The following is a 26973-nucleotide window of genomic DNA, read 5'->3' as shown; positions in this document are numbered from 1 at the left end:
ATATTATTTTCCTGCAAATTTCTCCCAGTCATTGATCTGCTCTGCTTTTTTCAGTACTCTCGGAAATTTATTTTGTCCTCCCGTTTTGCCAAGACCGGCAAGATAGTCGTAAAATTTACTGACTGGTAAAACCTTTATTGAAAGTTCTCTCAAAGCATGTTTCCTTTCTACAGGATAGTCATCATTAATTTCACAAAGTGTCTGATCAATAAAATCCAGTAAATCTTTTTCGTTGACCTTGTCATCCGTACCTACATACCAGTTATGCGCAAAAGAACTGTCTCCTTTTTTACCGACTACTGTAAATTCTCTGATATCGATATTGAAGTGCTTTGATGCCAGCTCAATGGCTTTATTCATGTTATCAACAGAGAGGTGTTCACCGCATAAACTGAGAAAATGCTTGGTTCTTCCGGTAATGGCAATCTCAGCATTTTTCAGGTTCGTAAATTTGATAGTATCACCGATAAGATAACGCCACGCTCCGGAAACGGTGGAAATTAATAAAGCATATTCTTTGCCTTCTTCTACCTCATCGATCATTAATGTTTTAGGTTTGGGAACCATAGTGCCATCAACATCAAAATTCTCCTCATTGAAAGGAATAAATTCGAAGAAAATGCCATTATTCAATACCAATTGCATATCATGATTGGGCTGCGTCTGGTAAGCAATGAAACCTTCTGAGGCCAGATAAGTTTCGATATAGGTAATCGGGCGTCCGAGTAATTTCTCAAACCCCTGTTTGTAAGGTTCAAAGCTCACACCGCCATGTCCGAAAACCTCTAAATTCGGCCAGATTTCATGAATATTCTTTACATCGTATTCCTTGATAATCTTTTCCATTAAAAGCTGAATCCAGGCAGGAACACCAACTACGAATCCGATATCCCAGTCTTTCGCTTTTTTCGTAATTTTATCAAGCTTTTCACTCCAGTCGCGGGTTTGGGCAATAGTTTTCCCCGGTTTATAAAATCTTTCGAACCAGAAAGGGATTTTTCCGGCAGTAATTCCGCTGAGATCTCCTTCAAAATAAGTCCCTTTATCCTGTAATTTGGTGCTGCCGCCTAACATCAGATAGCCTTTCTCATAAAGTGTTGCAGGAAGGTTTTTATAGGCAGAAAGTGCCAGGATTTGTCTGATTGAAGTCCGGTGAATTGCTTTAATCATATCCTTGGTAACAGGAATATGCTTGGAAGCGGCCTCCGAGGTACCTGAACTGAGGGCGAAATATTTGACTTTTCCGTTCCAGGTTACATTTTTCTTTCCTTCATGTGTTTTATGCCACCATTCCTGATACATTTTATTGTAATCATAAATGGGTACATTTTCTTTATATTTTTGGTAGAAATCTTTTTTATCTTCTGAAAACAAGGCAGAATTGAGGATTTCCTCAAAATTATAAGCTTCGCCAAATTCAGTAAAGCGGGCTTTACTGATTAGTTTGGTCAGCGTTTTTTTCTGCATTTTAAACGGATTGATTTTTTTGCTTCTGACCACGGCGGTCAGGCCAATCCCTCTTTTTAGAAGACTTCCAACTATTGCCATATCGTATTAATTTCGAAGAATTTAAAAGTATTAATTTATAATAATTTAAGCCAGAGGCATTTTATAAATTCCAACTCTTTAATTGCTCAATTGCCTGATAATCTGTCAAATCAAACTTGACAGGAACTATTGAAATGAAATTTTCTTTTAAGGCATCTTCATCTGTTCCGCCATTGTTATCATTATTCTGAAGAAAGCCATCCATCCAATAATATGGTTTTCCGTAAGGATCTCTTCTTTCTTCAAAGGTTTCTCTGAAAACGGCAATTGCCTGTCTGGCAATTTTTACACCTGCAATAGGTTGATCCGTTTTAGCAGGAAAGTTAACATTTAATGCCAGTCCTGTCGGCAAACCTTCTTCAATTACTTTCTGAGCTATATTTTTAACATAAGCTCTGATATGGTCAAAATCAGCATCGGCTGAGAAATCGCATAAAGAAAAACCTATCGCCGGAATACCTTCAAGTGCTGCTTCGATTGCGGCGGACATAGTTCCTGAATAAATTACTGAAATTGATGAATTAGAACCATGATTAATTCCACTTACCACCAAATCAATTTTTCTTTCTTTTAAAATGAAGTGTTTCCCGAATTTAATGCAATCCGCGGGAGTGCCCGAACATTTATAAGCTTCAATTTCAGGACCTAACCTGAGGCTTTTAGAGACTCTCAGAGGAGTTCCAAGTGTAATTGCATGGCCCATTCCCGATTGATGAGAATCAGGGGCTACTACTACTACATCCCCGATTTCTGACATTACTTCTGTTAAAACTTTAATGCCTTTAGAGGCAATAGAATCATCATTGGAGATGAGAATGAGAGGTTTATCTGTTGACATAGAATTTTGCACGGAATAGAATTCCGTGAAGGAATTTTGTTGAAAATCAAAAGTACAAAATTACATTGAAAGCTATTTTATAAAGTTAAATTTTCGTGATAGATTCTTAACTTTGGACTAACTTAAACAATCTCATGAAAAGCCTTAGTGTTTGATTGAGCCCATAAATATGTTAAAACTTATCGGTAAACTCTTTTTAAGGCTAAACGGCTGGACAATTGCAGATCATACACCCAAAGGAATACAGGATGTGAAAAGATGTGTGATCGTTGCTGCTCCGCATACTTCCAATTGGGATTATCCTTTCGCTATGTCTGTTTTTTATGCATTAGGAGTGAAAGTAAGATTTCTGGCCAAAGATTCTCTTTTTAAATTTCCCCTGGGACTAATCATGAAAGGTTCGGGAGGAATTCCTGTTTACAGAAGTCAGAGAAATAACCTGGTGCAGACTATGATCGATCTGTTTGCCAGCAGGGAAGAGCTGAGACTCATGATTCCGGCAGAAGGAACCAGGAGTTTTGTAAGGGAATGGAAATCAGGATTTTATCATGTTGCTTACGGAGCTAAAGTACCAATTGTTTTAGGCTTTCTGGATTTTAAAGAAAAGAAGGGTGGATTTCTCAATGTATATTACCCTTCCGGAAATTATGCAAAAGATCTTTATGAAATTCAGAAACTTTATTCTTTAATACATCCTAAAAACCCCGATCAGTATAGTTTGAAAGATATGAAATTTGATTAGATGAAAGGGTTTAATTTGTTGTAATTCAGTGTGTTATGTTTATTAAAATTTTAACAATATACTAAATTCTATTTATGTCTGACACTATTAAAATTTACGAAGCCAATATTTCGCAGGTTGGTTTAATTCAGGAAATTGCCAGAGAAACATGGGGACCAACCTATGGTTCAATTCTAAGCCCGGAGCAGATAGAATATATGATGGAAATGATGTATTCCACTGATGTTCTTGAAAAACAATTCGAAAACCATACTTTTTTGTTTTTGGAGAATGAGGGAAAAGTGGTAGGTTTTGCAGGTTTTGAGCCTAAAAGCGAACAACTGATTAAGCTTCATAAGATTTACTTCCTTCCGGAAACACAGGGAAAAGGATTTGGCAAACTGATGGTGGAAGAAATTTGTAAAAGAGTAGAAACTTCCGGTTTTTCAATTCTTGAATTAAATGTAAACCGTTTCAATAAAGCAAGATTTTTCTATGAAAAGCTTAGTTTTCAGGTAGTTGATGAAGTTGATGTTAATATTGGAAATGGTTTTCTGATGAACGATTATGTGATGCAAAGGAAGATTTAATGCTGAATGTATATAAAAAGGGATTAAAAGATTAAGTCATTTTTAGCTCGATTCTTTTAACCCCTTTACACTTGAATCAGTTTTTTATTGCGTCAGTTTGGCAAGATCAACTTTCAGGTTTCTGCTGAAGCTTTTAAAGCCTAGTTCCGGAGAGTAACCATCAGATTTTTTAGAATAATATCCGGTTCCGTCATAGGGACGTTTACGTGGATGTTCTTTGCAGCTTTCGGAGCAGGCTCCTTCCATTTCCCAGCCACATTTCTCACAAATCGGTACGTGCTCGTTGCATTCCGGATTGGAACAGTTTACCATTCTGTCGCTTGGTGTCTGGCAAATATGACATTTTGAAATGACTTCAGGGTTCACATGATTTACAGGAACCTGAATTCTATTGTCAAAAACATAACATTTTCCATCAAAATCCTCACCACCTTCTTCAAGTCCGTATTTGATGATTCCACCATGCAATTGATACACATTTTCAAAGCCTTTTTCCAATAAATATGCAGAAGCTTTCTCACATTTGATCCCGCCGGTACAGTAAGTGATGATTTTTTTATCTTTCAGATGCTCAATCTCATGCATGTGGTCAGGAAGTTCCCGCAGGTTCTCCATATCAAAGGTGACAGCTCCTTTAAATTTACCGACTGAATGTTCATAATTGGAACGCATATCAACTAAAACGATGTCAGGGTCATTTTTGAGCATGTTTTTGAAATCAGCCGGCTCAAGGTGCTTGCCGGTACGTACCCGGGGATTCACAGGAAGGTCTGAGTTAACAATCTCTTCTTTTACTCTGACGTGGAGTTTCTGAAAAGCATGGATATCGTGTTCTTCCACCTTGAAATCAAAATCAGAACCTTTGAAAATCGGATCATTTTCGAGCCAGTTCATATATCTCTGACAATCTTCTGCCAGACCTGAAACGGTTCCGTTCAATCCTTCTTCAGCGACGATAATTCTTCCTAAAAGATTATTTTCCAGACAGAATAAGTGATGTTTTTCACGATAAGCCTCAGTGTCCGGGATAGGCGTATAATTATAATAAAGAATAACTCTGTAAGCTTTCATCTTCAACATGATTTACAGATACAACAAAAATTTAACGGTGCAAAGATACAAAAACGGCCTTGAAATGAAGAATTTTAAATTATTTAAAATCAGTGTTTTGGCTGATGTTTATCATTTCTGTTTAGAAAATTATAGTTATTTCCCTGCGAAATTGTGAACTTTGAGGTTGGAAGATTCATTATAACAATCACTGAAAATCATAAAGGCCAGGCTGTTTCCTGGCATAAAACAGATCTTAAATTATGCATATTGCAGTTACCGGGAACATAGGCGCAGGAAAAACAACGCTTGCTTCAAAATTGGCTGAACATTTCGGTTGGGAAGTATTATTTGAAGCGGTAGAAGGAAATCCATATCTGGCTGATTTTTATGGAGATATGCCCAGATGGGCATTCCATTTACAGATTTATTTTCTGAAAAGCCGTTATGAACAGGTTGCTCAGATTCAAAAATCCAATAAAAGAATAATTCAGGACCGGACGATTTATGAAGATGCCTACATCTTCGCTCTTAATTTGTATCAATCCGGAATCATGTCTCAGAATGACTATGATACCTATAAAAGCATTTTTGATCTGATGATGACTACAGTGAAGGCTCCTGACCTCACCATTTATCTGAAAGCCGATTTGCCAAAACTGGTTAACCAGATTCAGAAAAGAGGAAGAGATTTTGAAGCAAATATTTCAGAGAAATACTTGTCTGATCTTAATCAGCATTATGAGGATTTTGTAAATAATTATAAGGAAGGTAAGTTGTTAACAATCAATGTAAATGAGTTGGATTATGCCAATAATCCCGATGATCTTGCCTTTGTGATTGACCAGGTTGACAAAGCATTGCTTTACGGATAGCAGCATTAGAAAATCTGGAACAGGTAGTAACAATATCAAAAAAGTCCTGAAAACACAGAGTCTTCAGGACTTTTTAATTAAATCAGTATATGCTAAAGATTCCCTTTTCTTAGCTCTTTTACGGCATGGTCTGCTGCTCTTGCAGTTATAGCCATAAAGGTAAGTGAGGGGTTTTGTGTTGAAGTAGATGTCATACAGGCTCCGTCTGTAACAAATACGTTTTTGCAGTTATGAAACTGATTCCATTTATTTAACATAGAAGTTTTAGGATCCTTACCCATTCTTACACCGCCCATCTCATGAATATCCAGGCCTGGCGCTTTGCTTGGTACATCATGCGTTTTGACGTTTTTAAAACCGGCTTTGGTTAACATTTCTGTCATTTGTTCATGGAAATCAACAATCATCTTCTCATCGTTGTCGTCATAGGAAACAGAGATTTTCAATTGCGGAATGCCCCATGTATCTTTCAGATTTGAGTCCAGCGTTACATAATTACTTTCTTTCGGAATAGTTTCGCCCATCATGTGCGAGCCTACTCTCCAGTTACCGTATTTTTTGGCTGTAAGGTTAGTTTTCAAATCTTCACCGATTCCCGATAAATCATTATCAAGCATTCTGGTCGAGCCAAATCCAGCTGCATATCCTCTTAAGAAATCAGTTTCCTGTTTGAAGAAATTCCTGAATCTTGGAATATAACTGCTATTTGGTCTGATTCCCTCGCTGGTTGAATCCAGAAATCCTTCATATTCCGCTGAAATGGTCGTTCTGAAGTTATGGAAAGCCAGGTATTTTCCTAACAGGCCATTATCATTACCGAAACCAGTCGGGAAACGATGTGATTTTGAGTTAAGTAAAATCAGGTTGGTATTCATTGTTGCCGCATTCAGGAAGATGATTTTGGCATAATATTCTGTCATTTGATTGGTATGCGCATCAATCACTCTGACTCCGGTTGCTTTGTTCTTCTTTTCATCAAAAATGATAGAATGCACTACAGAATCCGGTTGAAGTGTCATTTTTCCGGATTTTTGAGCCCAGGGAAGGGTAGATGAATTACTACTGAAATATCCTCCGTACGGACATCCTCTCTGGCATAATGAACGATTCTGACATTGTCCTCGGCCTTGCTGATAATGTATAGGCTGAGGCTTGGTAAGGTGAGCACATCTTCCGATGATAATCGGCCTGGTGTTGTTATAGTGTTTCGCTGTTTGTTCGCTGAAATGTTTTTCTACACAGGACATTTCATGAGGAGGCAAAAACTCGCCGTCAGGCAACTGAGGAATTCCGTCTCTGTTTCCGGAAATTCCTGCAAATTTTTCTACATGACTATACCAGGGAGCGAGATCAGCATAACGGATTGGCCAGTCAACTGCAAAGCCATCTCTCGCAGGGCCGTCAAAATCCTGTTCCGACCATCTTTGCGTTCCTCTTGCCCACATTAATGATTTTCCACCTACCTGATAGCCACGGATCCAGTCGAAAGGTTTTTCCTGAACATAAGGGTGTTCGGCATCCTTTACAAAGAAATGAGCAGCATCTTCATTGAATGCATAACAACGGCTGACGATAGGGTTGGCATCTTTAATGGCTTTTGGCAATTGACCTAAATGTTCAAATTCCCAGGGATTCATCATTGTCGTCGGATAATCTGTAATATGTTTGACATCTCGTCCGCGTTCTAAAACAAGTGTTCTTAATCCCTTGTCTGTGAGTTCTTTGGCAGCCCAGCCGCCGCTTATTCCTGAACCAACTACTATTGCATCAAATGTGCGGTTTTTTACTGAATCTATATTGAGGAAAGACATATTTCAAAGGATAAAATGTTGTTTGGATCTTATAAAATTAAAGTATCGGGAAAGTTTATTTTCCAATGGGAACGCAGCCGTGATAGAATCCTGGAGCCATATTGTAATTCAGCAGGTTGACCAATACATATTCAGAATTCATGTAGCCCTGAATAGTGAGGTTTTTTACCATATTGGTGAATTGCTTTGCTGAAGTGTCATCTGATTTTCTCATTTTATTGAAAACATCAGCTTTTTGAAGAGCATCACAACTTGTAAAAGCCTTTCCGTAGCTCTGTTTTGCCAGATCGTCAATCAAGGTAAGCCCTTTTTTGAAGTTACTCTGAACAGGTTCTCCGTAACAATCGTTGACCATTCTCATGATAAATTGATTTACCTTCAACGATTTTGCTCCCGGGGTACTTGTTTCGGGAATAATCGTCTCAACAATTTCTGCCAGGATCATTTGATTATCCTCGCTGACTACTGAAGTCGAAACCTTTCCAATTGAATCCGGGGTCCATCTGGAAGCCCAGGCTGGAAGGCTTACCAAGCCACCAACTGCTAATGTTAAGTTTTTAATTGCGGAGCGCCTTTGCATGATTAATATAAGATTTATTTGGAGTTTTTGGGTATAAAGATACAAATATGCAGGTAAAATTTTTACCATTGTGGGTATTTATAGGGTTGTCATTTATGTTAAATTAAGAAAAAAAAAGCCATTTATAGCAAAAAAGAGCCTAAAAACGACCTGAATGATGTTTCTAAGCTCTTTTTGAAAATAAAATCGGAAATATATTACTTATAAAAATAAAAAAATAAAATACCTGCATGAATTTAACCAAGGTATTATTCTTTTAATGCAGGCGTTTGGCATATATGACACATTCCTTAGATGGATTGATAAAAAGAGAGGCTAATCCGCAATAGTCATAAGAGATATTTTGCCGCTGTTTCCGGTGGTTTGATTATATGGCTGATACAAATCTTTGAGTTTATTTGTAAATAGTCTAAATAAAAATAATATTTGTGTCAAATTTTACCTTTACACATTATGATAGCATTTTACCTGACCTTTCTTGGAATTTACCTTTATTATGCAAACTCAAAGTATTTTCCTGATTACTTAGTCAGGATTCCCCTGCTTAAATCAATTGGTTTTTTACCGGTTTTGAGTGGGACCATTTTGTTCGTTTACCAATGGGACTGGGCAAGCGGGTTGCTGCTTTCTTTGACTGTAGTCGTACTTTCTCTTTCCCTTATTCAGTTGTCAGCTGTCTTAGGGAAAGCTTATTTTATCGGATTAATTGTAATGATCCATGGTTTTGTCATCCTTGGAAATCTTTGATTATGCCAGCTAAGAAAGAATATTTATCAGGCCCCGGGCAAAGGGCATTAAAAATAAGTGCCGGAATATTAGGGGGATACATGCTAACCGTAGCTTTTCATTTGTCTTTGGGAGCGCTGTTTAAAGATAAAATGGCGATTATGCTTACGGCTTCATTTTCTTTATTTATTATGTGGACAGGGTTAATTGTGACAGCTTTTCTTTTCAGGAATGGCTGGCAAGCCTGGGCTGTCTATATCATATGTACTTTAATTTTTGCCTCAATTTACTTTATCAGCAGATAAACATGAAGTTAAAAGGATTGCCAAACAGAGCATATAATATACTGTTTCATACCCATACTGTTTCGGGGATTGCAATCAGTTTTGCCTTATATGTTATTTTTTTTGCGGGAGCATTTACGCTTTTCCGGAATGAATTTTATCAATGGGAAAATCCTGAAGCCAGGATTCCTTTGGTAAAAACCATTGATTATAATGCGGTTGTAGATCAGATTAAGGCAGAAAACCCCGCATTTAAGACCGAAAATGACATTAGAATGGTTTTACCTACTGAAGCAAACCCTCTTTTGTTAGTTAGAGGACAATTGTCGAAAAATAAAAAGGAAGTTGAGTATTTTGAAGCAATATATAATCCTGTGAAAAAGACCTATACGCTGAGTAAAGGTAATGAGGGAGCCGCTTCTACTATCGGAGAAACACTTTTCAGGTTGCATTATTTGCAGCAGATTCCGGCGGTAGGGATGTATCTGGCTGGTTTGGTCGCTTTATTTTTTGCATTTGCCAGCATTACAGGTTTACTTATTCACTGGAGAAATATTTTTTCCAAATTTTACGGATTTTCGCTCAAAGGTTCCTGGAAACAAATCTGGACAAATTCTCATACTGTTTTCGGGTTACTGGGTCTTCCATTTCAGTTAATGTATGCTATTACAGGCACATTTTACATCTTTTCAATTTTAATTCTGATTCCGGGAGTATTGGCTTTTTATGGAGGAAATCAGAAAAAAGCACTGGATATTTTACGACCGGACGGAGCAATTGTATTAAAGGACTCATCTCCTCAGAAATCCTATAAAGGCGCTGTTCTGAAAACCATTTCGCAATTAGAAAAAGAAAATCCTGATTTCGGGATATCTTCTTTGTCGATCAGGCATTATGATCGTGAAGATGCTATACTCACTGCGAGAATTTCAAAAAGTGAAAACTTTACCGGAAACGGAATGATAACAGTTTCCTTAAAAGATGGCAAAAAGCTGATAAACATCATTCCCGGTTCTAAAACTTATGTTCAATCCGTACTGGAGGGAATCGGGAGGTTGCATTTCGGAGAATTCGGGGGGATATTTCTGAAAACTATCTATTTTATACTCGCCCTGTTTACTTGTTTTGTGATACTGAGTGGTGTATTAATATGGAAAGAAGCCCGCAATAAGAAAGAATATACAGCAAAACAAAAGAAATTTCATCACCGGGTTACGATGTGGTATTTGTCGGTCTGTCTAATGATGCTTCCTGCAATTGCCTTACTTTTTATTTTAGAGCAAACTATAGCGCTAAATAGCCACAGACATACTTTCTATGTAAATACAGCCTTTTTTAGTATATGGTTTTTGCTAACAATCCGGGGAGCAACAGGATTGAAAGAGGAAAGAAAACTCATGAAATTTACTTTAATTCTTTTAGGAATTTTTTCAGTATTTATTCCCTTAATCAATGGTCTAATGACTGGTGACTGGATCTGGACTTCTGCCGTTCAGGGAAATTTTTATGTAATGGGAGTTGATCTGTTCTGGTTAGTAACAGGTATTGTCTCTTTTGGAATACTTTATCTGATGGATAGGAACAGCAACAGAGCAATTTCTCTGAAAGGTAGCTTAAACAGTAGCAGCATCAGACAAAAACCTGCAAATAAAGCAGAGGTCTGAATGTCAGTTTTAGAATAGATTTGTAAAAACACGAAATCCCGGAAAATCTGAATTTTCTGGGATTTCGTGTTTTTACAGAAAATGTACAGATTGTTTCTCTGAAATAACTAAATATCTTCCAGTTTTTCTAAAATGATTGTGGTTGAAAGAACATCTGAATTTTCACCCAGTACTGACTGATGGATTTCCTTGATCTCAAAACCAAGATCAAAATACTTATTCAATTGTGGAAATTCTATTTCTCTGATTCCGCTTTCTTTATCTACTTCGTAGGAAGTATTTACAATGATAAATTTTTGCATGTTAGCTTTATTTATGGATTGACTTTTCGTAATCTGTTTGACTTTTAACAGATTACAAATTATTAGGTCGAAATTTAGTAATTCTTTTCAGCATAAATTGAGGCTTCGGTAATTGTTTACAATAAGTTAAGATTGCATTAATACGTCAATTAAGAGGCCCGGCTTTGAAAACAGGTCTGTATAAATAAACCAGTTTAATATCTGTGGAAAGAATTTACCAATGATTGTAGGAGAGTGTATTTTAGAAATTGAGGTTAGAGCAGGAATATACGACAAGAGAATATTCTTAGAATGGGTAGGCTCGCTACTTTGAGGGGGGGGTGTCGGTTTCGGTATGGGAGTTCGAGTCTCCCCATCGTCACTACAAAAAAGAGTCAGCTAGTCCTGAGGGAAAAGCTGACTCTTTTTTAAGGATTTTGATTAAAAAGGAAGATCCTGATCGTCTTCAGAGAAACTCGGTAAATCAGCTACCGGAGCACTTTGAGTAGCAGCTCTAGGAGCAAAGCCTTGATTTTGCTGAGGAGCAGAATATCCGGCATCTGAGTTATTCAAATCAATTCTAAAAGCTCTTACCTCTGTGTACCAACGTTCGTTATATTCTCTGGATTCAATACTTATGCTAGCTTTTAAGGTATCACCAAGTGCAAATTGTCTCAATTCATTGGTTTTATCTCCCCAAGCTGCCATGCAAACTTTTTTAGGATATTGTTCCTGGGTTTCCAATACGAATTCCTGCTTAACCCAAGCCCCATTTCTTCCTTGTCCTGTTACTTCCGGCAATACTTTTATCAACTTGCCAATTACTTCTAAAGCCATTTTTAATGAAATTTATTTATTACAAAATTAAAATTAAGTTTATCTTTTTGATTTTCAAAGATTTAAAAAATCTTTCGTTCAAAAGGGATAATCAGATCAAATTTTCAGTTTGCAAGTAAGTAAAAAAGTACTACTTTTGCACCATCAAATAAAGGCGATGTGGTGGAATTGGTAGACACGCTACTTTGAGGGGGTAGTGCTGGTTTCGGCATGGGAGTTCGAGTCTCCCCATCGTCACTCAAAATATTTAAAAACCGCTATGAATGGGTTAAAATCCAGTCATAGCGGTTTTTAATTTTTACTGAAACCATTATCGCACATTAATTTAGGTTTATTGATCTTAAAATAATGCCAAATAAAGCTAAAACAGATGTCTGGTGTCTTTTGTCTTAAAATACTTCTAATATCAAAGTAAAACCGCTTTCTTTGCTACCAGCCAATCAGGCTTGTGAGTTGTAACTTTAGCCCTTAATTCATTCAGAATGGAATATAATCCGAAATAAGTTCTGTTCACATATAAGCCATGTTGTGAGCCTCTGGCGACTTTGGAGTTTTTTAATTCTTCTATTTTCGTAAGCCTGTCTGCAAAAGCATATACTGATTCGAAATATTCATCATCTGAAAAATCAAATTCGTCTGTAGCAAAAGGTTTGCCAAGTAAATGAATCATTCCTGTGAATAGATCTGTGAAAAAAGCCTTTTCTTCTGCTGAATCGGAAGGAACGATAAATTCCAGATTTCTGAAAATACGATCGGTTTTCTCTTTATCATCCAGGTTATCGAAATTAAGCAAGGCGAAGTAATCATGATAATAAGTCTCAGGAATCTCCTTAATACACCCGAAATCAATTACACCAATACTACCATCAGCTCTCATCAGGAAATTACCTGGATGAGGATCTGCATGTACCTGTTTTAAGGTATGAAATTGAAAATCATAAAAATCCCATAATAATTGACCGATTTTGTTCCTGATCTCCTGGGAAGGGTTTGTTTCAATAAATTCTTTCAGATGCAGTCCTTCAAGCCAATCCATCGTAAGAATTTTGTCTGAAGAATACTGAGGATAATACCGGGGAAAAATGATGCCTTCCAAATGTGCACAAGCCCGGGTAATTTCCATAGACCGTTTTAATTCCAGACGATAATCCGTTTCTTCCAATAGCTTGCTTTCTACCTCAGCCATATAACGGTCAACATCTTTTTCGTTAAGGTTAAACATAGCGATAGCAATTGGCTTAACCATTTTTAGATCTGCCCCGATACTTTCAGCTACGCCCGGATACTGTACCTTGACGGCCAGCTGTTTACCATCCTTCTCCGCTTTATGAACCTGACCGATTGAGGCGGCATTAGAAGCAGAAATGTTGAATTTGTCAAATAACTCAGAAGGAGACTTTCCAAAATTCTTTTGGAAAGTTTTCATAACCAATGGTGCAGACAGAGGAGGAGCTGAATATTGAGACATGGTAAATTTATCCCGGTATGCTTTTGGCAGAAGTCCCTTATCCATACTCAGCATTTGGGTAACTTTTAAGGCGGAACCTTTCAAAGTACTGAGTGAATTGTAAATATCTTTGGCGTTATCCTGATGTAGTTCATCTCTTGAAATAGAGGGGTCTACGATCTTTTTAACGTTATGTTTTATATAGTTACCTCCGATTTTAACCCCGGTTTTCACAAATTCCGTAGCTCGGGCAACTTTTGAGGTGGGTATGGATCCTTGTTGTTTCATCAGAAATTATTTAAAGTCAGGCTTTATGATGCTGGTATAAAAATTTAGCTAAATCCAATACCGAATCTAAAGCTGAAGCCCCAATCAGGTCAAAAGAAGTATTTACTGCTTTTTCAATAAAAGCATCCGTTTTTTCAAATGATTTGGAAGGGTCTTTCACCCAGAAATCTAAAATTAAAAGCGCTTGCAGCCAAAAAGCATCTGCATATCTTTCATCCAGGTAGCGTCTTGATGCTACTTCACGACTTTCTTTACCTTCTGATACAAGGCTATTGGCAAAATCCTTAAAAGCTGCCTTAAAGGGACCAAGAAAAGTCGGAGTTTTCAGTTTCTTACGATCAATACTTTGCCAGGCGAGAATGACATAGCTTCTGTTTTCTTTCAAAACTTCAACCCATGTATAATAAAATGCCAGTAATTTCTCTCTGATCGAATAGCCTGCATAGATTTCCTCGGCTTCAATCTTTTTTCTGGTTGTTTCAAAAAACCTTAGCCAGATATCACTTTCCAGCAATTCAAAGGAATTATAAAATTCATAAAATTCTGCTTCTTTCATTTTTAACTTTTTGGCAAAAGCAAATACGGAAGCGGGGCGATTTCCATTTTCAATAAAATGCTCAATGTAAGCCTGGATAATTTTTTCTGATTTTTCCATAATTTCCGAAAGTGATTTTAAATAAGTAAGCCGAGATTATCTGGATATTTGGGAATTCTTTATAATAACGTAACAATTTGTTTTCAAGCTATGTTTCGCAGTAAAGAAAAAAAGCGGAAATCCTTGATTCCGCTTTAGAAATTCTTGAAAAAGTTCAGTTTATTCAGCATTAAATCAGCTCCATAGCCTGATGTTGGATGCCAACTTCCCAGAATCTTTCTCCAAAGGGTTTAAAACCAAACTTCTGATAAAGAGGCATGGCAGATAGCTGGGCATACAGATATTTGATTTGTCCTTTACTTTTTTCCTGGCTGTCAATGTCTTTGATAATAAAGTCAACCAATGAAGCTCCAACTTTATTACCCCGAAATTCCTTTAAAACAGCAAACCGTTCAAGCTTGACACCTTTTGCCGTATATCTCCAACGGGCAGTTCCGGCAGGATTTCCGTCTGACAGCGCTAATAAATGCCTGCATTCCTGATCATATTCATCAAATTCTTCTTCAGGTGGACAGGCTTGCTCTTCTATAAAAACCTTTGTTCTGACATGATATGCCAGATCCAATTCCTCCTGATTCTCAACTACTTTAACATTAATCATATCATCTTTTCTAAAAAATATTTGCTCAGCGTGTCACAAAACATGCTAAGCTAAATTGAAATGCACAAATTGAACGATCATTCAGTATTGGTGTTACATAAAAACGAAAAATATAACCGTATTTTGAGCCAGAGTTGCTTGAAAATGCCTATCGGTTAACAATCAAGTGTTTACTCAGAGACTCATCTCCTGCAATGACTTGTAAAATATAGTTTCCGTTAGGATATTTTGAGGTATCAAGATAGATTAGTGAACTGGACTGATTCTCGTAAGTATTGGTATAAAAGCTTTTACCCGAATAGTCAAACACATTTACATAAATAGATTTTGTACTTTTGAAAAGTACTTCAATTTTCGCTAAATCACTGGTCGGGTTTGGCTTAATAGTGATAGCAAGCTTATCACTTTCCGGTAAGTCAATATTGGCGGTTACAATTTTTTGACGGGTAGGACTTTTATCCAATACACTTCTTACTCTGTCTTTTTGATCCTGGGTAAAAACATTCATGCAAAAATCAGGAGAATAATCCATGTAATTCTCTATCATATTCTGAACAACAACACCTGTGCAATTTGAAGTAATTTTATTACAGTTGGTAGAATTGTTCAGGGATTCGATAGTAGGAGTGTCATTGCAATAATCATCCCCGCAACGTATATCCCCATTCGGATGCAAAAGTCCCAGCCAGTGACCAATTTCATGCGAAGCTGTTCTTCCCCAGCCATAAGTTTTACTGGTAACTGCACCAACTGTACCAAAATAGCGGTAATCAATGATTACTCCGTCAAACTGTTTCTGCTCATTTAAGGAAGTCTGATCAAATTCCAATCCCCTTACATTGGCATCATATGGAAATGCTCCATAACCCAGATTACGTCCATTTGCAGTTAATACCCAGATGTTGAGATATTTTTCATAATCCCAATGGATAAGATTTCCTATTTTGAGGTATTCTCCGGTAATATCAAAAGTTGACTGAGAGACTTTTGTTCTGGTAATACCATTGGTTGAATTACCATTTGGGTCAATCGTGGCCAGAGAAAACTCAATTTCCATATCAACACCCACCGGATTGGTATTGAAGCCATTAGTCCCGGCTTGCCGCCTGTAATCCTGATTGAGAACCTTTATCTGAGAAAGGATCTGTTCTTCTGAAATATTATTATTATTCAATCCACCAATATCCTCTGGATTTCTGTCGGTCAGTACATGTACTACAACCGGAATTTTAATTACTGTCCCTGAAATTGCCGAAGAGGCAAGCCTGTCACTGATTACATTTTTACTTATTTCTTTGTTTATCAGTGCTTTTTTAAAGTTAAAAGAAGGATTATTCAAACTTCGGATAGAATCAATCTCCGCGACAGCGCATCTGCTCTGAGCAAAAGTATTGACCGACATTAAAATCAGTAAGGAGGTAATGCACTTTTTCATCTGGTGTTATTTTGTTCTCTCTCTGCCTCTGACTTTTCGTAAGCCATGATGATATCTCTTACCAATCTATGACGTACAACATCTTTACCATCTAATTCCACAAATCCAATTCCTTTGATTCCTTCAAGGATTCGGGTAGCTTCAGCCAGACCAGATTTTTGTTTCAACGGTAAATCTACCTGAGATTTATCTCCTGTTATAATAGTTTTAGAGTTTACACCCATACGCGTCAGGAACATTTTCATCTGCATAGGGGTAGTATTTTGCGCCTCATCCAACAGAATAAAAGCATTGTTAAGTGTTCGGCCTCTCATATAAGCCAAAGGTGCGATTTCAATGACCCGGTTGTCAATAAAAAACTTCAGTTTTTCGGGTTGAATCATATCATCCAGGGCATCATAAATTGGTCTCAGATAAGGATCAATTTTTTCTTTCAGATCACCGGGAAGAAAGCCCAGATTCTCACCGGCTTCTACTGCCGGACGGGTAATAATGATTTTCTTAACTTCTTTGTTTTTCAGTGCTTTTACCGCAATTGCTACTGCTGTATAGGTTTTACCGGTACCGGCAGGCCCTACTGCAAAAACAATATCGTTCTCTTTGGCTGCTTCAACAAGTTTCTTCTGATTGGGGGTTTTTACGCGAATTACAACACCTTTGGTACCATACAATAAAACGTCATCTTCTTCTTTAAGGTGGGCTTCAGGATCTTCTTCTGGGTTCTTATCCATCTGTAGGTAGGTTTTTACCTGCTCTTTGGAAATTTTGCCATATTTATGAACGTGCTCTATAATGGCGTTCAAAATATCGTTGATTCTGACAATCTCAGGCTGGGAACCTTTTATAATGATTTCATTCCCGCGGGAGATGATCTTACTTTGCGGGAATGCCGCCGAAACAATTTTGATATTTCCGTTTTCAACTCCCAAAAGGTCAATTAACGAAACATCTTCAAGGGTAATTACATTTTCTGTCAAATCGTTAAATGTTTAAATTGAAGGATTCAGGGGCAGATTTGCTGTTAATAAATATAACGAAAACGATGCGGATTATTTTTTATTCAGTCGGTTTATTAAAAAAATGTTCTCAAACAGATAAAATGAATAGATAAATCCGGAATATTTTCAGTTTTTTGAGAAAAAGAGTCAGAAAAATCCCCTGTAAATTATGCACTAATGTATTAAATTAATTTTGATGACAATATGTTTTTTAAGGAGATTTTTTAAGAAATTTATGTCTTAAAAATTAATATTTTGCATAACTGAGATCGCCCGCTGGGAATCAATCAGTTATAGTATTTGCTGAAGAAGTGCTTCCGAATATTGAGATATTTTCGTAACATTGTATTAATGGAACAGAACAGGCCAAATCAAAATACTTTTAAAAAAAATGCCACTTTTGCAGGTGGTAAGATAATTTCATCTAACCGTTGGCTGGATACAGGGCTTGGGAAAATACCACCTCAGGCGCTGGATTTGGAGGAAGCTGTTTTGGGTGCATTAATGATTGAGAAGGATGCCCTGACAAATGTAATTGATATTTTAAAGCCTGATTCATTTTATAAAGAAGCTCATCAGAGAATTTACGGTGCAATTACTTTACTTTTTGCTGCTTCAGAACCTATTGACTTACTGACGGTTAACAATCAGCTGAAGGCAATGGGGGAATTAGAACTGGCCGGAGGTACCTCATATTTAGCAGAATTGACGAGCAGAGTAAACTCTGCGGCTAATATTGAATATCATGCCAGGGTTGTGGCCGAACATTCTATTAAAAGACAGTTGATTTCAGTATCCTCAGAGGTTCAGAGATTAGCTTATGAAGATACCACAGATGTTTTTCAGTTGCTGGACAGAGTAGAGCAGGAGCTTTTCAGAATTTCTGAATCAAATATCCGGAAGAATTACTCGGATATGGCTGCAATCATGCGGAGTGCTTTGCTGGAGTTGGAAAACAAAAAGAATATGAAAGAAGGCCTGACCGGAGTTGCTTCCGGCTTTAGTGCCTTGGACAGAATTACTTCCGGCTGGCAAAGAACGGAATTAATTATCATTGCAGCCCGTCCGGGTATGGGGAAAACAGCCCTGATTGTTTCTGCCTGCAGAAATGCAGCGGTCGATTTTGGCCAGGCTGTAGCAATATTCTCATTGGAAATGTCTTCTGTTCAGTTGGTAAATCGTTTGATTTCCGCAGAAGCAGAGCTTGAGTCTGAAAAAATCAGAAAGGGGAATCTTGCACCGCATGAATGGGCCCAATTGCATGCCAAAATTGGTAAATTAACTTCCGCTCCGATATTTATCGATGATACTCCTGCTTTATCAATTCTTGAATTAAGGGCGAAATGCCGTCGTCTGAAAGCTCAGCATGATATTCAGATGATTGTAATTGACTACTTGCAGCTTATGTCGGGAGATTCTTCAGGCAGAGGAGGAAGCGGAAACCGTGAACAGGAAATTGCCTCGATTTCGAGGGCACTAAAGCAATTGGCAAAAGAACTGGATGTTCCGGTTATCGCTCTTTCGCAATTGAGCCGTGCTGTTGAAACAAGGGGAGGAGATAAGAAACCACAGCTTTCAGATTTACGTGAATCCGGTTCGATTGAGCAGGATGCCGATATGGTAATGTTTATTTACCGTCCTGAATACTATGGAATTACCCAGGATGAAAACGGGAATTCAGTAGCAGGAGTAGGAGAGTTGATTATTGCCAAGAACAGAGCAGGTTCTCTGGATACGGTTCAATTGAGGTTTATCGGAAAATATACTAAATATTGTGATCTTGATGCTTCAGAGTATTTAGGAATGAATAATGATATGCAGTCTTTCCAGCATATTGCTGATCCGGCCAGCACGTTTGAAAGTGGAGGAGCCATTACGCTGGGAAGTCGTTTGAACAACCCGAATGCCAATCCGTTTGGCGGAAATACTGCTAACCCTAGTCAGGATGTGCCGTTTTAAAAAAGCTTATTAAATCAAATGATTTTTGAATGATCGTTCGATTTGTTTTTTTCTTTCTTAATTAAAAAGTGCCTTTAGGATAAATTTAAGCCGTTTTTTCTTAAAACTGAAGGAATAATTTTACCTGAAAATTAATTTTAGTTAAACCATTTTCCTGGTAATATTTTATTTTTTATAAGAAGAATCCCTGATTTGAAACAACTTCAAATCAGGGATTCTTCTTAATATAACCTTATAAACTAAGGTGAAATCAGTTCTCTCTCAGATCCAATCTTACCACATTTTCTACGTGATGCGTTTGCGGGAACATGTCAACAGGTTGAACCGCTGTAACTACATATTTAGCGTCCAGTAAAGCCAGATCACGAGCCTGAGTGGCAGGATTGCAGCTTACATAAACAATTCTTTTCGGAGCAGCTTCCAGTAAAGTTCTGACTACAGGTTCATCCATTCCGGCTCTCGGCGGGTCGGTAATGACTACATCCGGGCGGCCATTCTGCTTAATGAAATCCTCATCAAGAAGTTTTCTCATATCTCCGGCATAAAACTCAGTATTGGAGATATTATTGATTTCCGAATTTACCCGGGCATCTTCAACCGCCATTTCCACATATTCAAGACCAATCACTTTTCTGGCCTTTTTTGCTACGAAATTAGCAATAGTTCCTGTGCCGGTATATAAATCGTACACCAGCTCATCTCCCTGAAGATCAGCATAATCCCTGGTGATTTTATAAAGCTCATAAGCCTGGGTGGAATTGGTCTGATAGAAGGATTTTGGTCCGACTCTGAATTTCAAACCTTCCATTTCTTCAATGATATATGGGAAGCCCTTCACATTAATAACCTCAAGGTCATGAAAAGTATCATTCCCTTTTGTGTTAATAATATAGTTTAATGAAGTGATTTCCGGAAATTCATTAGCCAGAAAATCCATCATTAACTGAATTTCTTCAGGGCTATTTTTGGCAAATTGTACAATTACCATCAAATCTCCTGTTTTGGCAATTCGGATAATCAGATTGCGAAGCACTCCTTCTTCCTGGCGTACCAATTCATAAAATTCCATATCATGTTTCTCAGCAAAGTCTTTTACAGCCAGCCTAATCTTATTGGATGGATCCGGTTGAAGATAACAATGCGAAACATCAAGAATTTTATCATATCGTTTCGGAACATGAAAACCCAGGGCATTTTTGGATAAATTACCCTCAGTGTTCATTTCTTCAGCCGTTAGCCAGCGATTTTTGGAGAAGGTAAATTCCAGTTTGTTCCGGTAATAAAATGTTTCTTTTGAGGGAAGAATCGGATTAATTGCCGGGAGATCTACTTTTGCAATTCTTTCCAGATTATCGGTGACCTGTTTGGTTTTAAAGACAAGTTGCTGTTGATAATCAATGTGTTGCCACTTGCATCCTCCACAAACCCCGAAATGAGAACAGGTAGTCTGGGTTCTGAATGCAGAAGTAGGACGAATATTGATAGCCGTAGCTTCTTTGTAGTTTTTCTTAGACTTTGTAATTCTTAAATCTGCATAATCACCCGGGGCAACAGGACCCTCAATGAAGATTACTTCATCATTTACTCTGCTCAGACACTTTGCCTCAGAAGCAAAATCTTCTATTAAAACGTTTTCTAAAACGATATTCGGTTTTTTATTCTTTCCTCTCATAAGATTGCAAAATTACAAAAAAACCGTTCTTTTCGGCAAAACTTCCTGATAAAGGCTGTGATAAAGGGAATGCTTTTTATTTTTGCAGGTAAATTCTAAGCTTTTGAACATAAAAAGCTTAAATGCTTTCTGCTAATGGAAAGTTTTCAGTAAACTTGAAGAACAATCATTGCCGCTTAAATGCTATCCTGTATCATATTAATAGTTTTTGGATATTAAATGATTGATATTGAATAGATTGTGTTATAGGTTGAAAAGTTGTAAATTATAAACTCACAGATGAAAGATAAGGTTGTTATTATTACGGGGGCATCCTCAGGAATCGGGAAAGCATTGGCTTTTGCATTTGGAAGAGAGGGTGCGAAAATTGTTATTACCGGAAGAAAAAAAGAGCCCTTAGAAGCCGTTTCCAATGAATTAAAAGCAGAAAATATAGAAAACCTGGCTATTACAGGAGATGTAAGCGTTGAGAAGGACAATGAAATAATGGTAAATCAGACTTTGGAAAAGTATGGCAAAATAGATATTTTAATCAATAATGCAGGTATTTCGATGCGCTCGATGTTTGAAGACGTGGAACTTGAGGTGATTAAAAAAGTAATGGATATAAACTTCTATGGTGTTGTTTATGCCACAAAATATGCTTTACCTCATATTAAGGCAACAAAAGGATCAATTATTGGCATTTCATCCATAGCAGGTTACAGAGGTTTACCGGTTCGCTCGGGATATTCGGCTTCAAAGTTTGCTTTAAACGGCTTTTTAGAGGCGTTGAGGACGGAATTACTCAAAACCGGAGTTCATGTACTTACGGCTTGTCCGGGCTTTACAGCGTCCAATATCCGGGTTGCTTCATTAGGTAGTGATGGACAGAGCAAAGGAGACTCAATGAGAGATGAAGGAAAAATGATGTCTGCCGAAGAAGTGGCAGATGCTATTTTAAATGCAACGAAGAAAAGAAAAAGAGACCTGGTGCTGACATCTCAGGGAAAACTTACCGTTTTTCTCAATAAATGGCTGCCCAAATTGATGGATACCATGGTTTATAATACCCTTGCAAAGGAAAAAGACTCACCTTTGAGGTAAATTTTGTTTAGAAATACATAATTTGAAAGTTCCGGAAGCGCCAGTTTTCCGGAATTTTTTATTCTACCAGCCACACATCGCTTTCTTTTACGTACATTAGTTTACCGTGCCAGACAACCCTGTGCCATATGTCTGTAGTTCCGAGCACACTCAGGCGATTTCCTTTGTCAATCGTTTCGATCGCATGCGCACCGGATGAAGGCGCATCTCTAAGAATAACACTGTCTGTATTGACGATTGCCTGATGGTAGCGATCAGGAAGATTTAACAGAATACTCACCCCGATAAGATAAACCAGAAGGAATATTTTCTGACTGAGTGGGATGTAATGTTTTTTGTATTGTTTGAAAACCAGGACAGAAAAAATATAAATTCCAAGCACCAGCATAATTGCCACCAGGAAGCCCGAATACTGTTTGTAGAGCAAAACCAGAAAGTTGAAATCATCAAGTTCGTATCCTTTCAGGTCGTTTTGGGTAGCAATTTCGTTGAGTTTTGATAGTATTTTATCATTCGGTTTAAGCTCGTATGACTTGTTGAGGTAATATAAAGTATTTAAAAAATCTCTTTTTTGTTCTTTGATGAAGGCGAGTTTCAGATATAATTTACTTGAAGGAAAACGAATTTTAGATAAATTTTCTTCGTAAATCTGTTCTGCGGCGTTAAAATTTTGATGTAAGAATAAAGAATCGGCTTTTTTTAATGAATTTACATATTTCTGACTCTTAGAGAGTTGCGGGCTCAAAACGATTAGAATGATAAAAAATATAATTTTTTTTAGATTACTAGCTTGCATAATTTTAGATAAAGTCGTAGTTTTGCACCGCAATTAAGGAAAACGCTTTCGTATTTGCAAATGATTCCGTAGCTCAGCTGGTAGAGCAATACACTTTTAATGTATGGGTCCTGGGTTCGAATCCCAGCGGGATCACGAGGATTGCCAGTGGCAAATTCTCCCTTCGTTCCAGATGGAACATTTTATATATACAGACTTCGGTCTGATGATTCCGTAGCTCAGCTGGTAGAGCAATACACTTTTAATGTATGGGTCCTGGGTTCGAATCCCAGCGGGATCACAAAATTAAACTTACCAGCTACGTACATCAAATGCCGTACTTCTTTAAGTGCGGCATTTGATGCTTTCAGGCCATATTTAGTATTTCTTCTACTAATAATCTATCAAACTACAGTTTTTCTGATAATGAAAATTTGGTACATGTTTTGACTGTAAAATTGTCTAACACATAAAACCAAACCCACCATGAAAAACCTAATCGAACACCAAATGAAAATCACATTTTATTTCCGACAATCACAAACTACATCAAAAAAAAGGAAAGGTCTGGGTATAATTTACTATTATGTAATGATCGACGGAATTAAATCAGTCGAAAAAAGTACTAAAATTTCCACTGCCTTTTTGCACTGGGATTCAATTAACCAGGAGCTTATATCTGGGGAAGGATTTGAAGCAAAAAACAGGCGACTAAGGGCGATAAGGAGGGAAATAGAGGATCAAAAACGGGATTTTGAGCTAAATGGATTGGTTATTAATGAAAAGACTATTTTTAATAAAATTTCAACGACAAAATCAGAAGAAACACTTTTGAAAGTAGTCGAAGACTACCTTGCTGAGCAAAAAACTAAAATTCGCAAGGAAGAGGAATTGAAGCACAAAGGAAATATTGAGAGTTCCACTTATGAAACTTATATCAAAAGAATCAAGAACCTCACCAAATTTCTTTTATTTCAAAAGAAACTATCAATCAGGATTGACCAAGTTGATGAACGTTTTTGCGAGCAGTTTGATTTATACCTAACGTCAAATATTAATGACGAAGGGAAATCAAGAGGGCAAAATTATGCCACCAAACATATAAAATTAATCCGAACAATAGTTGATTTTGCAAGAAGATGCAAGTTGACAAGAGACAATCCTACAATATTTTACAAGTTAAAACACGAAGGCAGGAAAAAAGTAAAAACAGTTAGCCCAACTGAGGTTTCTGCTATCGAAAAACTAGAACTTAACTGGAATGAGCAAAGATACCTGGATGTGTTTATTTTCTGTAGAGAGTGTATCATTCATCATGGTGATTTCAAGCAATTATGTGATGAAAAACACTTAAGAACCGATGAAAATGGCAACTTCTGGATTATAAAACCCAGAAAAAAGGCAATTGAAGAGGGACGGCAGATACAAATAATTCCAATGTCTGACAAAGCTATTCGAATAATGCTTAAATATGGGTCCTTACAGGAGATGCCCAGATTTAGCACAACCAACTTCAATCGTTATTTAAAAATGTTATTTGCAAAGGCAAAAGTTAACAAAAATGTTTCTTCAAAAATGGGACGATCATCCGGTATTTCAGAGGCCTATAATGTCAAAAAACTACGTGGTGAAAGCATTGCAGTTATTGCTGGTTGGACGACTACCAGGGAACTTGAGAGTTATTTGGAAATTGATCATACTATTTTAAGAGATGAATATTTGTCTACAAAAGGTTTTTTAGCTTAGTTTACGTATATAAAACAATTTAACCCTTATAAAAAAAATGAAGAACCCTATTCTACTCGTACTATTCGCTTTCTTAGCTACAATTTCTTCCTGCACCGTTCAGCCTAAAACCAGCAGTCAAAATCAAAGATTTAATTCGGTCAATGACACGGAATTATCGAATTTGAAAAGAGAGGATTACAAAATCACTTCAAACGTTGAGACAAGCAAATCTTTTACAAAGGTTTGGCTTTTATTTCTACCTTTCGGTGGTGGAAAGAGTGAGGAATTTAGAAGGGAGCAGGCATATCTGAAGGCCTGTAAAGAGCATCGAATCGATGGAATAGTTCAACCAAAATTTGTCACAAAGCGTACTGTAATCCCATTGATTCTTATTTCCTATGCAGGATATACAACTAGTGTTACAGGGAAAGGGTATCTAATTAAAACAGATAGTCAGAAATAAGCTACAAACTAATACTATCAAAAAAGCAGATATTGCCAGGCAATATCTGCTTTTTATTTGATGTTTCAGGAATCATTTATCTACTTTTTCCTGATAGAAGTCGTCCGATAACTCAAACCAACCCTTCTACCAATTACCTTAAAGTCTTCATTATCACCTCTCAATAAATTTGTCAAGAATTTTTTCTTTGCTTTCAAACTCGTTAATTCAGAATCTAACCCGGACAACCCATTTAGCGATTTTAGATATTTATCTAATTCAAAAGCCAGCTTTTCTTTAAACTTCGCATTATCCTTGACTTTTCTCGTTAGCTTTGAAATATCTCCTTTTAGTTTTTCCTTCTCTTCTCTTAATTTGAAGCTTTTAGAGAGAACAGGACGAGACTTATCTCCGATTTTTGGCGTTTCAATCTTCCCTTTAAATTTCCTGTAGATTTCCTTGTCCAATTTTCCGAGAATGTAATCAGATGCCTTCTGTGCCTCTGACGCAGCTTTGAATATTGCTTTATTATTACCCCGGAGTTCTTCAATTACTGATTTTTTCCAACTTTTAATATATGCTGCAGAATTATTAAGTGTGAAATAATCTATGTGAGTATACCCACATAGATACGAGGCACCTAACTCTGCGATTAATTCCTCAAAAGCATACTGAGGATCACTCATTCCTTTTCCGAATTTTCGATTTAATCGTTCTGAATACCCTGTTGAATGGATCAACTCATGAAAAAGGGTTGAGTAATATTCCTGTGGAACATTAAAATCCTTTATTACTGGCATTTGTACAGAATCGAAGTTAGGAGTATAGTACGCCTTATCGCCACCGAAGTACAACTTCGGCTTGTTTGGCATTTTTGTATAAATTTTCTCACAATTAGTGATTTGATCCTTTTTTGATACTGCAACCCCCTTCCATCTATCGTCAAACTTAACTCCTTCTATATCATTGGCGTTAAAGATATTGTAAACCTTTAGAGTGAATGACTGATGGTAATTCGCCTTTTCGGCATGTGATAATTCCTTATACTTACTGGCAGTAATCGTCTTTCCGGTCTGCAAATGTCTGTATAAATCTTTCGTGTAAAAACATGCTGTGTATGCCTTGGCACCTTTTTTTACATTTCCACCTTTCTCGAAAACCTGCTTGTAAGTCATAAAATATGGGCAATCATGTTTGAGGGCAACCATTTGCCATTTGATAAAATAACCATTGAAGCCCTTATAATTTTCCTTTGAAGTATAGTTCATAGGAAAGTTCGGTTGCCCCTCTTTGTTTGTAGTCCATGATTGTCGCCAAACGAGATTGTCATTATTTTGAATAATCTCAATAATTCGATCAGTGATAATATCATATATTGAGTTTTTTGTTCCGGTTGAAACAATTTTACCCAGTCCAGACTTATTATCCAACCCAAGTTTCTTTACCTGAGTTGCTGAATAACTTTCAATTCCGTAATATTCCATGTTTTTACTGCTAAAATGACTGATACTTAATCCGTTTAAACCTTTTAATCTTATTGAATTTTTCGTTGACTGGGTCCAAGATAAAATCACAACTCATTGTATGGACGATAATTAAAATATGCTGCCATCCTTCACCAAAATCAATCATACATACCCGATGAGGTATCTGAAGATTGACTAAAATTGAGGAACAAAATATCGCGAAATCTTCACAATCAACACCCTTTTTCCGATCAAACCAAGTTTGATTTGGTAGTCTTATTTGCTCGATTCCAGGAGTATCTTCTCTGTAATTTATATTTTCACGACAAAATTTATAGATTGAAAACAGAGTGGATTTCAGAGGTTTTCCTTGAAATTTAACAGATAACTTTTCACTCTCAGAAACAGCTTTCGGAATCGCCTTACAAATTCGAGAGAATGTCCTCAACTTGTTGAACGATGGCATCTCGATTAAATCACTTGCATCCGGTTTTTGAAAAAAATGTTTCATATACTTTTGGCTGATAAGATCCAGGATCGAACTTTTCTTAGATTCCGGCCGACATCGTAAAATAAGTCGATCCGGGCCGTAACAAAATATATTCAGATGCGATAT

Annotated in this window: 26 protein-coding genes and 3 tRNA genes; 13 read left to right on the top strand and 16 right to left on the bottom strand. The window is 37.1% G+C overall.

The window, feature by feature from the left end; genetic code table 11:
* Window positions 1-3: 3 nt before the first annotated feature.
* Both BM179_RS02740 and surE read right to left on the bottom strand, forming a co-directional pair.
* Window positions 4-1548 carry a GH3 family acyl-acid amido synthetase gene (locus BM179_RS02740; RefSeq protein ID WP_092011715.1) on the bottom strand — a complete coding sequence of 515 codons (1545 nt, stop codon included), beginning with the start codon at window positions 1546-1548 and terminating at the stop codon, window positions 4-6.
* 61 nt (window positions 1549-1609) lie between these two features.
* On the bottom strand, window positions 1610-2386 hold the full coding sequence (gene surE, locus BM179_RS02735) for a 5'/3'-nucleotidase SurE (protein ID WP_092011712.1): 777 nt from the start codon (window positions 2384-2386) through the stop codon (window positions 1610-1612).
* Window positions 2387-2555: 169 nt separating this feature from the next.
* On the opposite strand from surE, the gene BM179_RS02730 reads away from it, so the two are divergent.
* On the top strand, window positions 2556-3128 hold the full coding sequence (locus BM179_RS02730) for a 1-acyl-sn-glycerol-3-phosphate acyltransferase (RefSeq protein ID WP_092011709.1): 573 nt from the start codon (window positions 2556-2558) through the stop codon (window positions 3126-3128).
* Window positions 3129-3202: 74 nt separating this feature from the next.
* Complete coding sequence (locus tag BM179_RS02725; RefSeq protein WP_092011706.1) at window positions 3203-3697, top strand: GNAT family N-acetyltransferase; 495 nt, start codon at window positions 3203-3205, stop codon at window positions 3695-3697.
* Between the two features lie 84 nt (window positions 3698-3781).
* On the opposite strand, the gene trhO is transcribed toward BM179_RS02725, so the two are convergent.
* Window positions 3782-4768, bottom strand: coding sequence for an oxygen-dependent tRNA uridine(34) hydroxylase TrhO (gene trhO / locus BM179_RS02720; RefSeq protein WP_092012033.1), 987 nt, complete (start codon window positions 4766-4768; stop codon window positions 3782-3784).
* Between the two features lie 242 nt (window positions 4769-5010).
* Here trhO and BM179_RS02715 point away from each other — a divergent pair, with 242 nt between their 5' ends.
* Window positions 5011-5622 carry a deoxynucleoside kinase gene (locus tag BM179_RS02715; protein WP_092011703.1) on the top strand — a complete coding sequence of 204 codons (612 nt, stop codon included), beginning with the start codon at window positions 5011-5013 and terminating at the stop codon, window positions 5620-5622.
* Between the two features lie 92 nt (window positions 5623-5714).
* Here BM179_RS02715 and BM179_RS02710 read toward each other — a convergent pair whose 3' ends face one another.
* Window positions 5715-7433 (bottom strand): GMC oxidoreductase, encoded by a 1719-nt coding sequence (locus BM179_RS02710; protein WP_092011700.1) that lies wholly within the window; start codon window positions 7431-7433, stop codon window positions 5715-5717.
* A gap of 55 nt (window positions 7434-7488) precedes the next feature.
* Window positions 7489-8013 carry a gluconate 2-dehydrogenase subunit 3 family protein gene (locus BM179_RS02705; RefSeq protein WP_092012030.1) on the bottom strand — a complete coding sequence of 175 codons (525 nt, stop codon included), beginning with the start codon at window positions 8011-8013 and terminating at the stop codon, window positions 7489-7491.
* A gap of 453 nt (window positions 8014-8466) precedes the next feature.
* On the opposite strand from BM179_RS02705, the gene BM179_RS02700 reads away from it, so the two are divergent.
* Genes BM179_RS02700 through BM179_RS02690 form a run of 3 tightly spaced genes read left to right on the top strand, consistent with a single transcriptional unit; the run spans window position 8467 to window position 10687 of the window.
* Window positions 8467-8760 carry a hypothetical protein gene (locus BM179_RS02700; protein ID WP_092011697.1) on the top strand — a complete coding sequence of 98 codons (294 nt, stop codon included), beginning with the start codon at window positions 8467-8469 and terminating at the stop codon, window positions 8758-8760.
* Between the two features lie 2 nt (window positions 8761-8762).
* Window positions 8763-9044, top strand: coding sequence for a hypothetical protein (locus BM179_RS02695; RefSeq protein ID WP_092011694.1), 282 nt, complete (start codon window positions 8763-8765; stop codon window positions 9042-9044).
* Between the two features lie 2 nt (window positions 9045-9046).
* Window positions 9047-10687: a PepSY-associated TM helix domain-containing protein gene (locus tag BM179_RS02690; RefSeq protein ID WP_177219286.1), complete on the top strand. Its 1641-nt coding sequence runs from the start codon at window positions 9047-9049 to the stop codon at window positions 10685-10687.
* Between the two features lie 107 nt (window positions 10688-10794).
* Here BM179_RS02690 and BM179_RS02685 read toward each other — a convergent pair whose 3' ends face one another.
* Together BM179_RS02685 and BM179_RS02680 are read right to left on the bottom strand one after the other, a co-directional pair.
* Window positions 10795-10989: a hypothetical protein gene (locus BM179_RS02685; protein ID WP_092011688.1), complete on the bottom strand. Its 195-nt coding sequence runs from the start codon at window positions 10987-10989 to the stop codon at window positions 10795-10797.
* Window positions 10990-11409: 420 nt separating this feature from the next.
* Window positions 11410-11805 (bottom strand): DUF3127 domain-containing protein, encoded by a 396-nt coding sequence (locus BM179_RS02680; RefSeq protein ID WP_092011685.1) that lies wholly within the window; start codon window positions 11803-11805, stop codon window positions 11410-11412.
* Window positions 11806-11958: 153 nt separating this feature from the next.
* Between BM179_RS02680 and BM179_RS02675 the strand changes: the two genes are divergently transcribed.
* Window positions 11959-12042 (top strand) — tRNA-Leu (locus BM179_RS02675).
* 169 nt (window positions 12043-12211) lie between these two features.
* On the opposite strand, the gene BM179_RS02670 is transcribed toward BM179_RS02675, so the two are convergent.
* The 5 genes from BM179_RS02670 to BM179_RS02650 all read right to left on the bottom strand — a co-directional run bounded on the left by BM179_RS02670 (window position 12212) and on the right by BM179_RS02650 (window position 17208).
* On the bottom strand, window positions 12212-13540 hold the full coding sequence (locus tag BM179_RS02670; protein ID WP_092011682.1) for an ABC1 kinase family protein: 1329 nt from the start codon (window positions 13538-13540) through the stop codon (window positions 12212-12214).
* Window positions 13541-13556: 16 nt separating this feature from the next.
* The gene (locus tag BM179_RS02665; RefSeq protein WP_092011679.1) at window positions 13557-14195 is read right to left on the bottom strand and encodes a TetR/AcrR family transcriptional regulator; all 639 of its coding nucleotides are present in this window, start codon (window positions 14193-14195) and stop codon (window positions 13557-13559) included.
* Between the two features lie 169 nt (window positions 14196-14364).
* Entirely contained in the window at window positions 14365-14796 is a 432-nt protein-coding gene (locus BM179_RS02660; protein ID WP_092011676.1) for a GNAT family N-acetyltransferase, read from the bottom strand.
* Between the two features lie 148 nt (window positions 14797-14944).
* Entirely contained in the window at window positions 14945-16231 is a 1287-nt protein-coding gene (locus tag BM179_RS02655) for a M43 family zinc metalloprotease (protein ID WP_092011671.1), read from the bottom strand.
* Complete coding sequence (locus tag BM179_RS02650) at window positions 16228-17208, bottom strand: PhoH family protein (protein ID WP_092011668.1); 981 nt, start codon at window positions 17206-17208, stop codon at window positions 16228-16230. The genes BM179_RS02655 and BM179_RS02650 overlap by 4 nt, the downstream gene beginning before the upstream one ends.
* Before the next feature lie 372 nt (window positions 17209-17580).
* Here BM179_RS02650 and dnaB point away from each other — a divergent pair, with 372 nt between their 5' ends.
* A complete protein-coding gene (gene dnaB, locus BM179_RS02645) occupies window positions 17581-19188 on the top strand; it encodes a replicative DNA helicase (protein ID WP_092011665.1) in 1608 nt (535 codons plus the stop codon).
* 250 nt (window positions 19189-19438) lie between these two features.
* On the opposite strand, the gene rlmD is transcribed toward dnaB, so the two are convergent.
* On the bottom strand, window positions 19439-20860 hold the full coding sequence (rlmD, locus tag BM179_RS02640; protein WP_092011662.1) for a 23S rRNA (uracil(1939)-C(5))-methyltransferase RlmD: 1422 nt from the start codon (window positions 20858-20860) through the stop codon (window positions 19439-19441).
* A gap of 279 nt (window positions 20861-21139) precedes the next feature.
* On the opposite strand from rlmD, the gene BM179_RS02635 reads away from it, so the two are divergent.
* Entirely contained in the window at window positions 21140-21946 is an 807-nt protein-coding gene (locus BM179_RS02635) for an SDR family oxidoreductase (RefSeq protein ID WP_092011659.1), read from the top strand.
* Between the two features lie 58 nt (window positions 21947-22004).
* On the opposite strand, the gene BM179_RS02630 is transcribed toward BM179_RS02635, so the two are convergent.
* The gene (locus BM179_RS02630) at window positions 22005-22691 is read right to left on the bottom strand and encodes an SH3 domain-containing protein (protein ID WP_143095131.1); all 687 of its coding nucleotides are present in this window, start codon (window positions 22689-22691) and stop codon (window positions 22005-22007) included.
* A 113-nt stretch (window positions 22692-22804) separates the two neighbouring features.
* On the opposite strand from BM179_RS02630, the gene BM179_RS02625 reads away from it, so the two are divergent.
* The 4 genes from BM179_RS02625 (at window position 22805) to BM179_RS02610 (ending at window position 24912) form a co-directional block, all read left to right on the top strand.
* Window positions 22805-22877, top strand: a tRNA-Lys gene (locus tag BM179_RS02625).
* A 72-nt stretch (window positions 22878-22949) separates the two neighbouring features.
* A tRNA-Lys gene (locus BM179_RS02620) sits at window positions 22950-23022 on the top strand.
* A gap of 185 nt (window positions 23023-23207) precedes the next feature.
* A complete protein-coding gene (locus tag BM179_RS02615; protein WP_092011654.1) occupies window positions 23208-24467 on the top strand; it encodes a tyrosine-type recombinase/integrase in 1260 nt (419 codons plus the stop codon).
* Between the two features lie 37 nt (window positions 24468-24504).
* Window positions 24505-24912: a hypothetical protein gene (locus BM179_RS02610; RefSeq protein WP_092011652.1), complete on the top strand. Its 408-nt coding sequence runs from the start codon at window positions 24505-24507 to the stop codon at window positions 24910-24912.
* An 80-nt stretch (window positions 24913-24992) separates the two neighbouring features.
* Here the strand turns inward: BM179_RS02610 and BM179_RS02605 are convergent, their stop codons facing one another.
* Window positions 24993-26375, bottom strand: a complete 1383-nt coding sequence (locus BM179_RS02605) for an ArdC family protein (RefSeq protein WP_092011650.1) — start codon at window positions 26373-26375, stop codon at window positions 24993-24995.
* Window positions 26376-26385: 10 nt separating this feature from the next.
* Complete coding sequence (locus BM179_RS02600; protein ID WP_092011648.1) at window positions 26386-26868, bottom strand: transglutaminase-like domain-containing protein; 483 nt, start codon at window positions 26866-26868, stop codon at window positions 26386-26388.
* Between the last annotated feature and the right edge of the window lie 105 nt (window positions 26869-26973).

It is taken from the genome of Pseudarcicella hirudinis (assembly GCF_900115665.1).
GTDB lineage: Bacteria > Bacteroidota > Bacteroidia > Cytophagales > Spirosomataceae > Pseudarcicella > Pseudarcicella hirudinis.
Note: the sequence above shows the minus strand (reverse complement) of the source record. Positions and strands in the feature narration are given on the sequence as shown.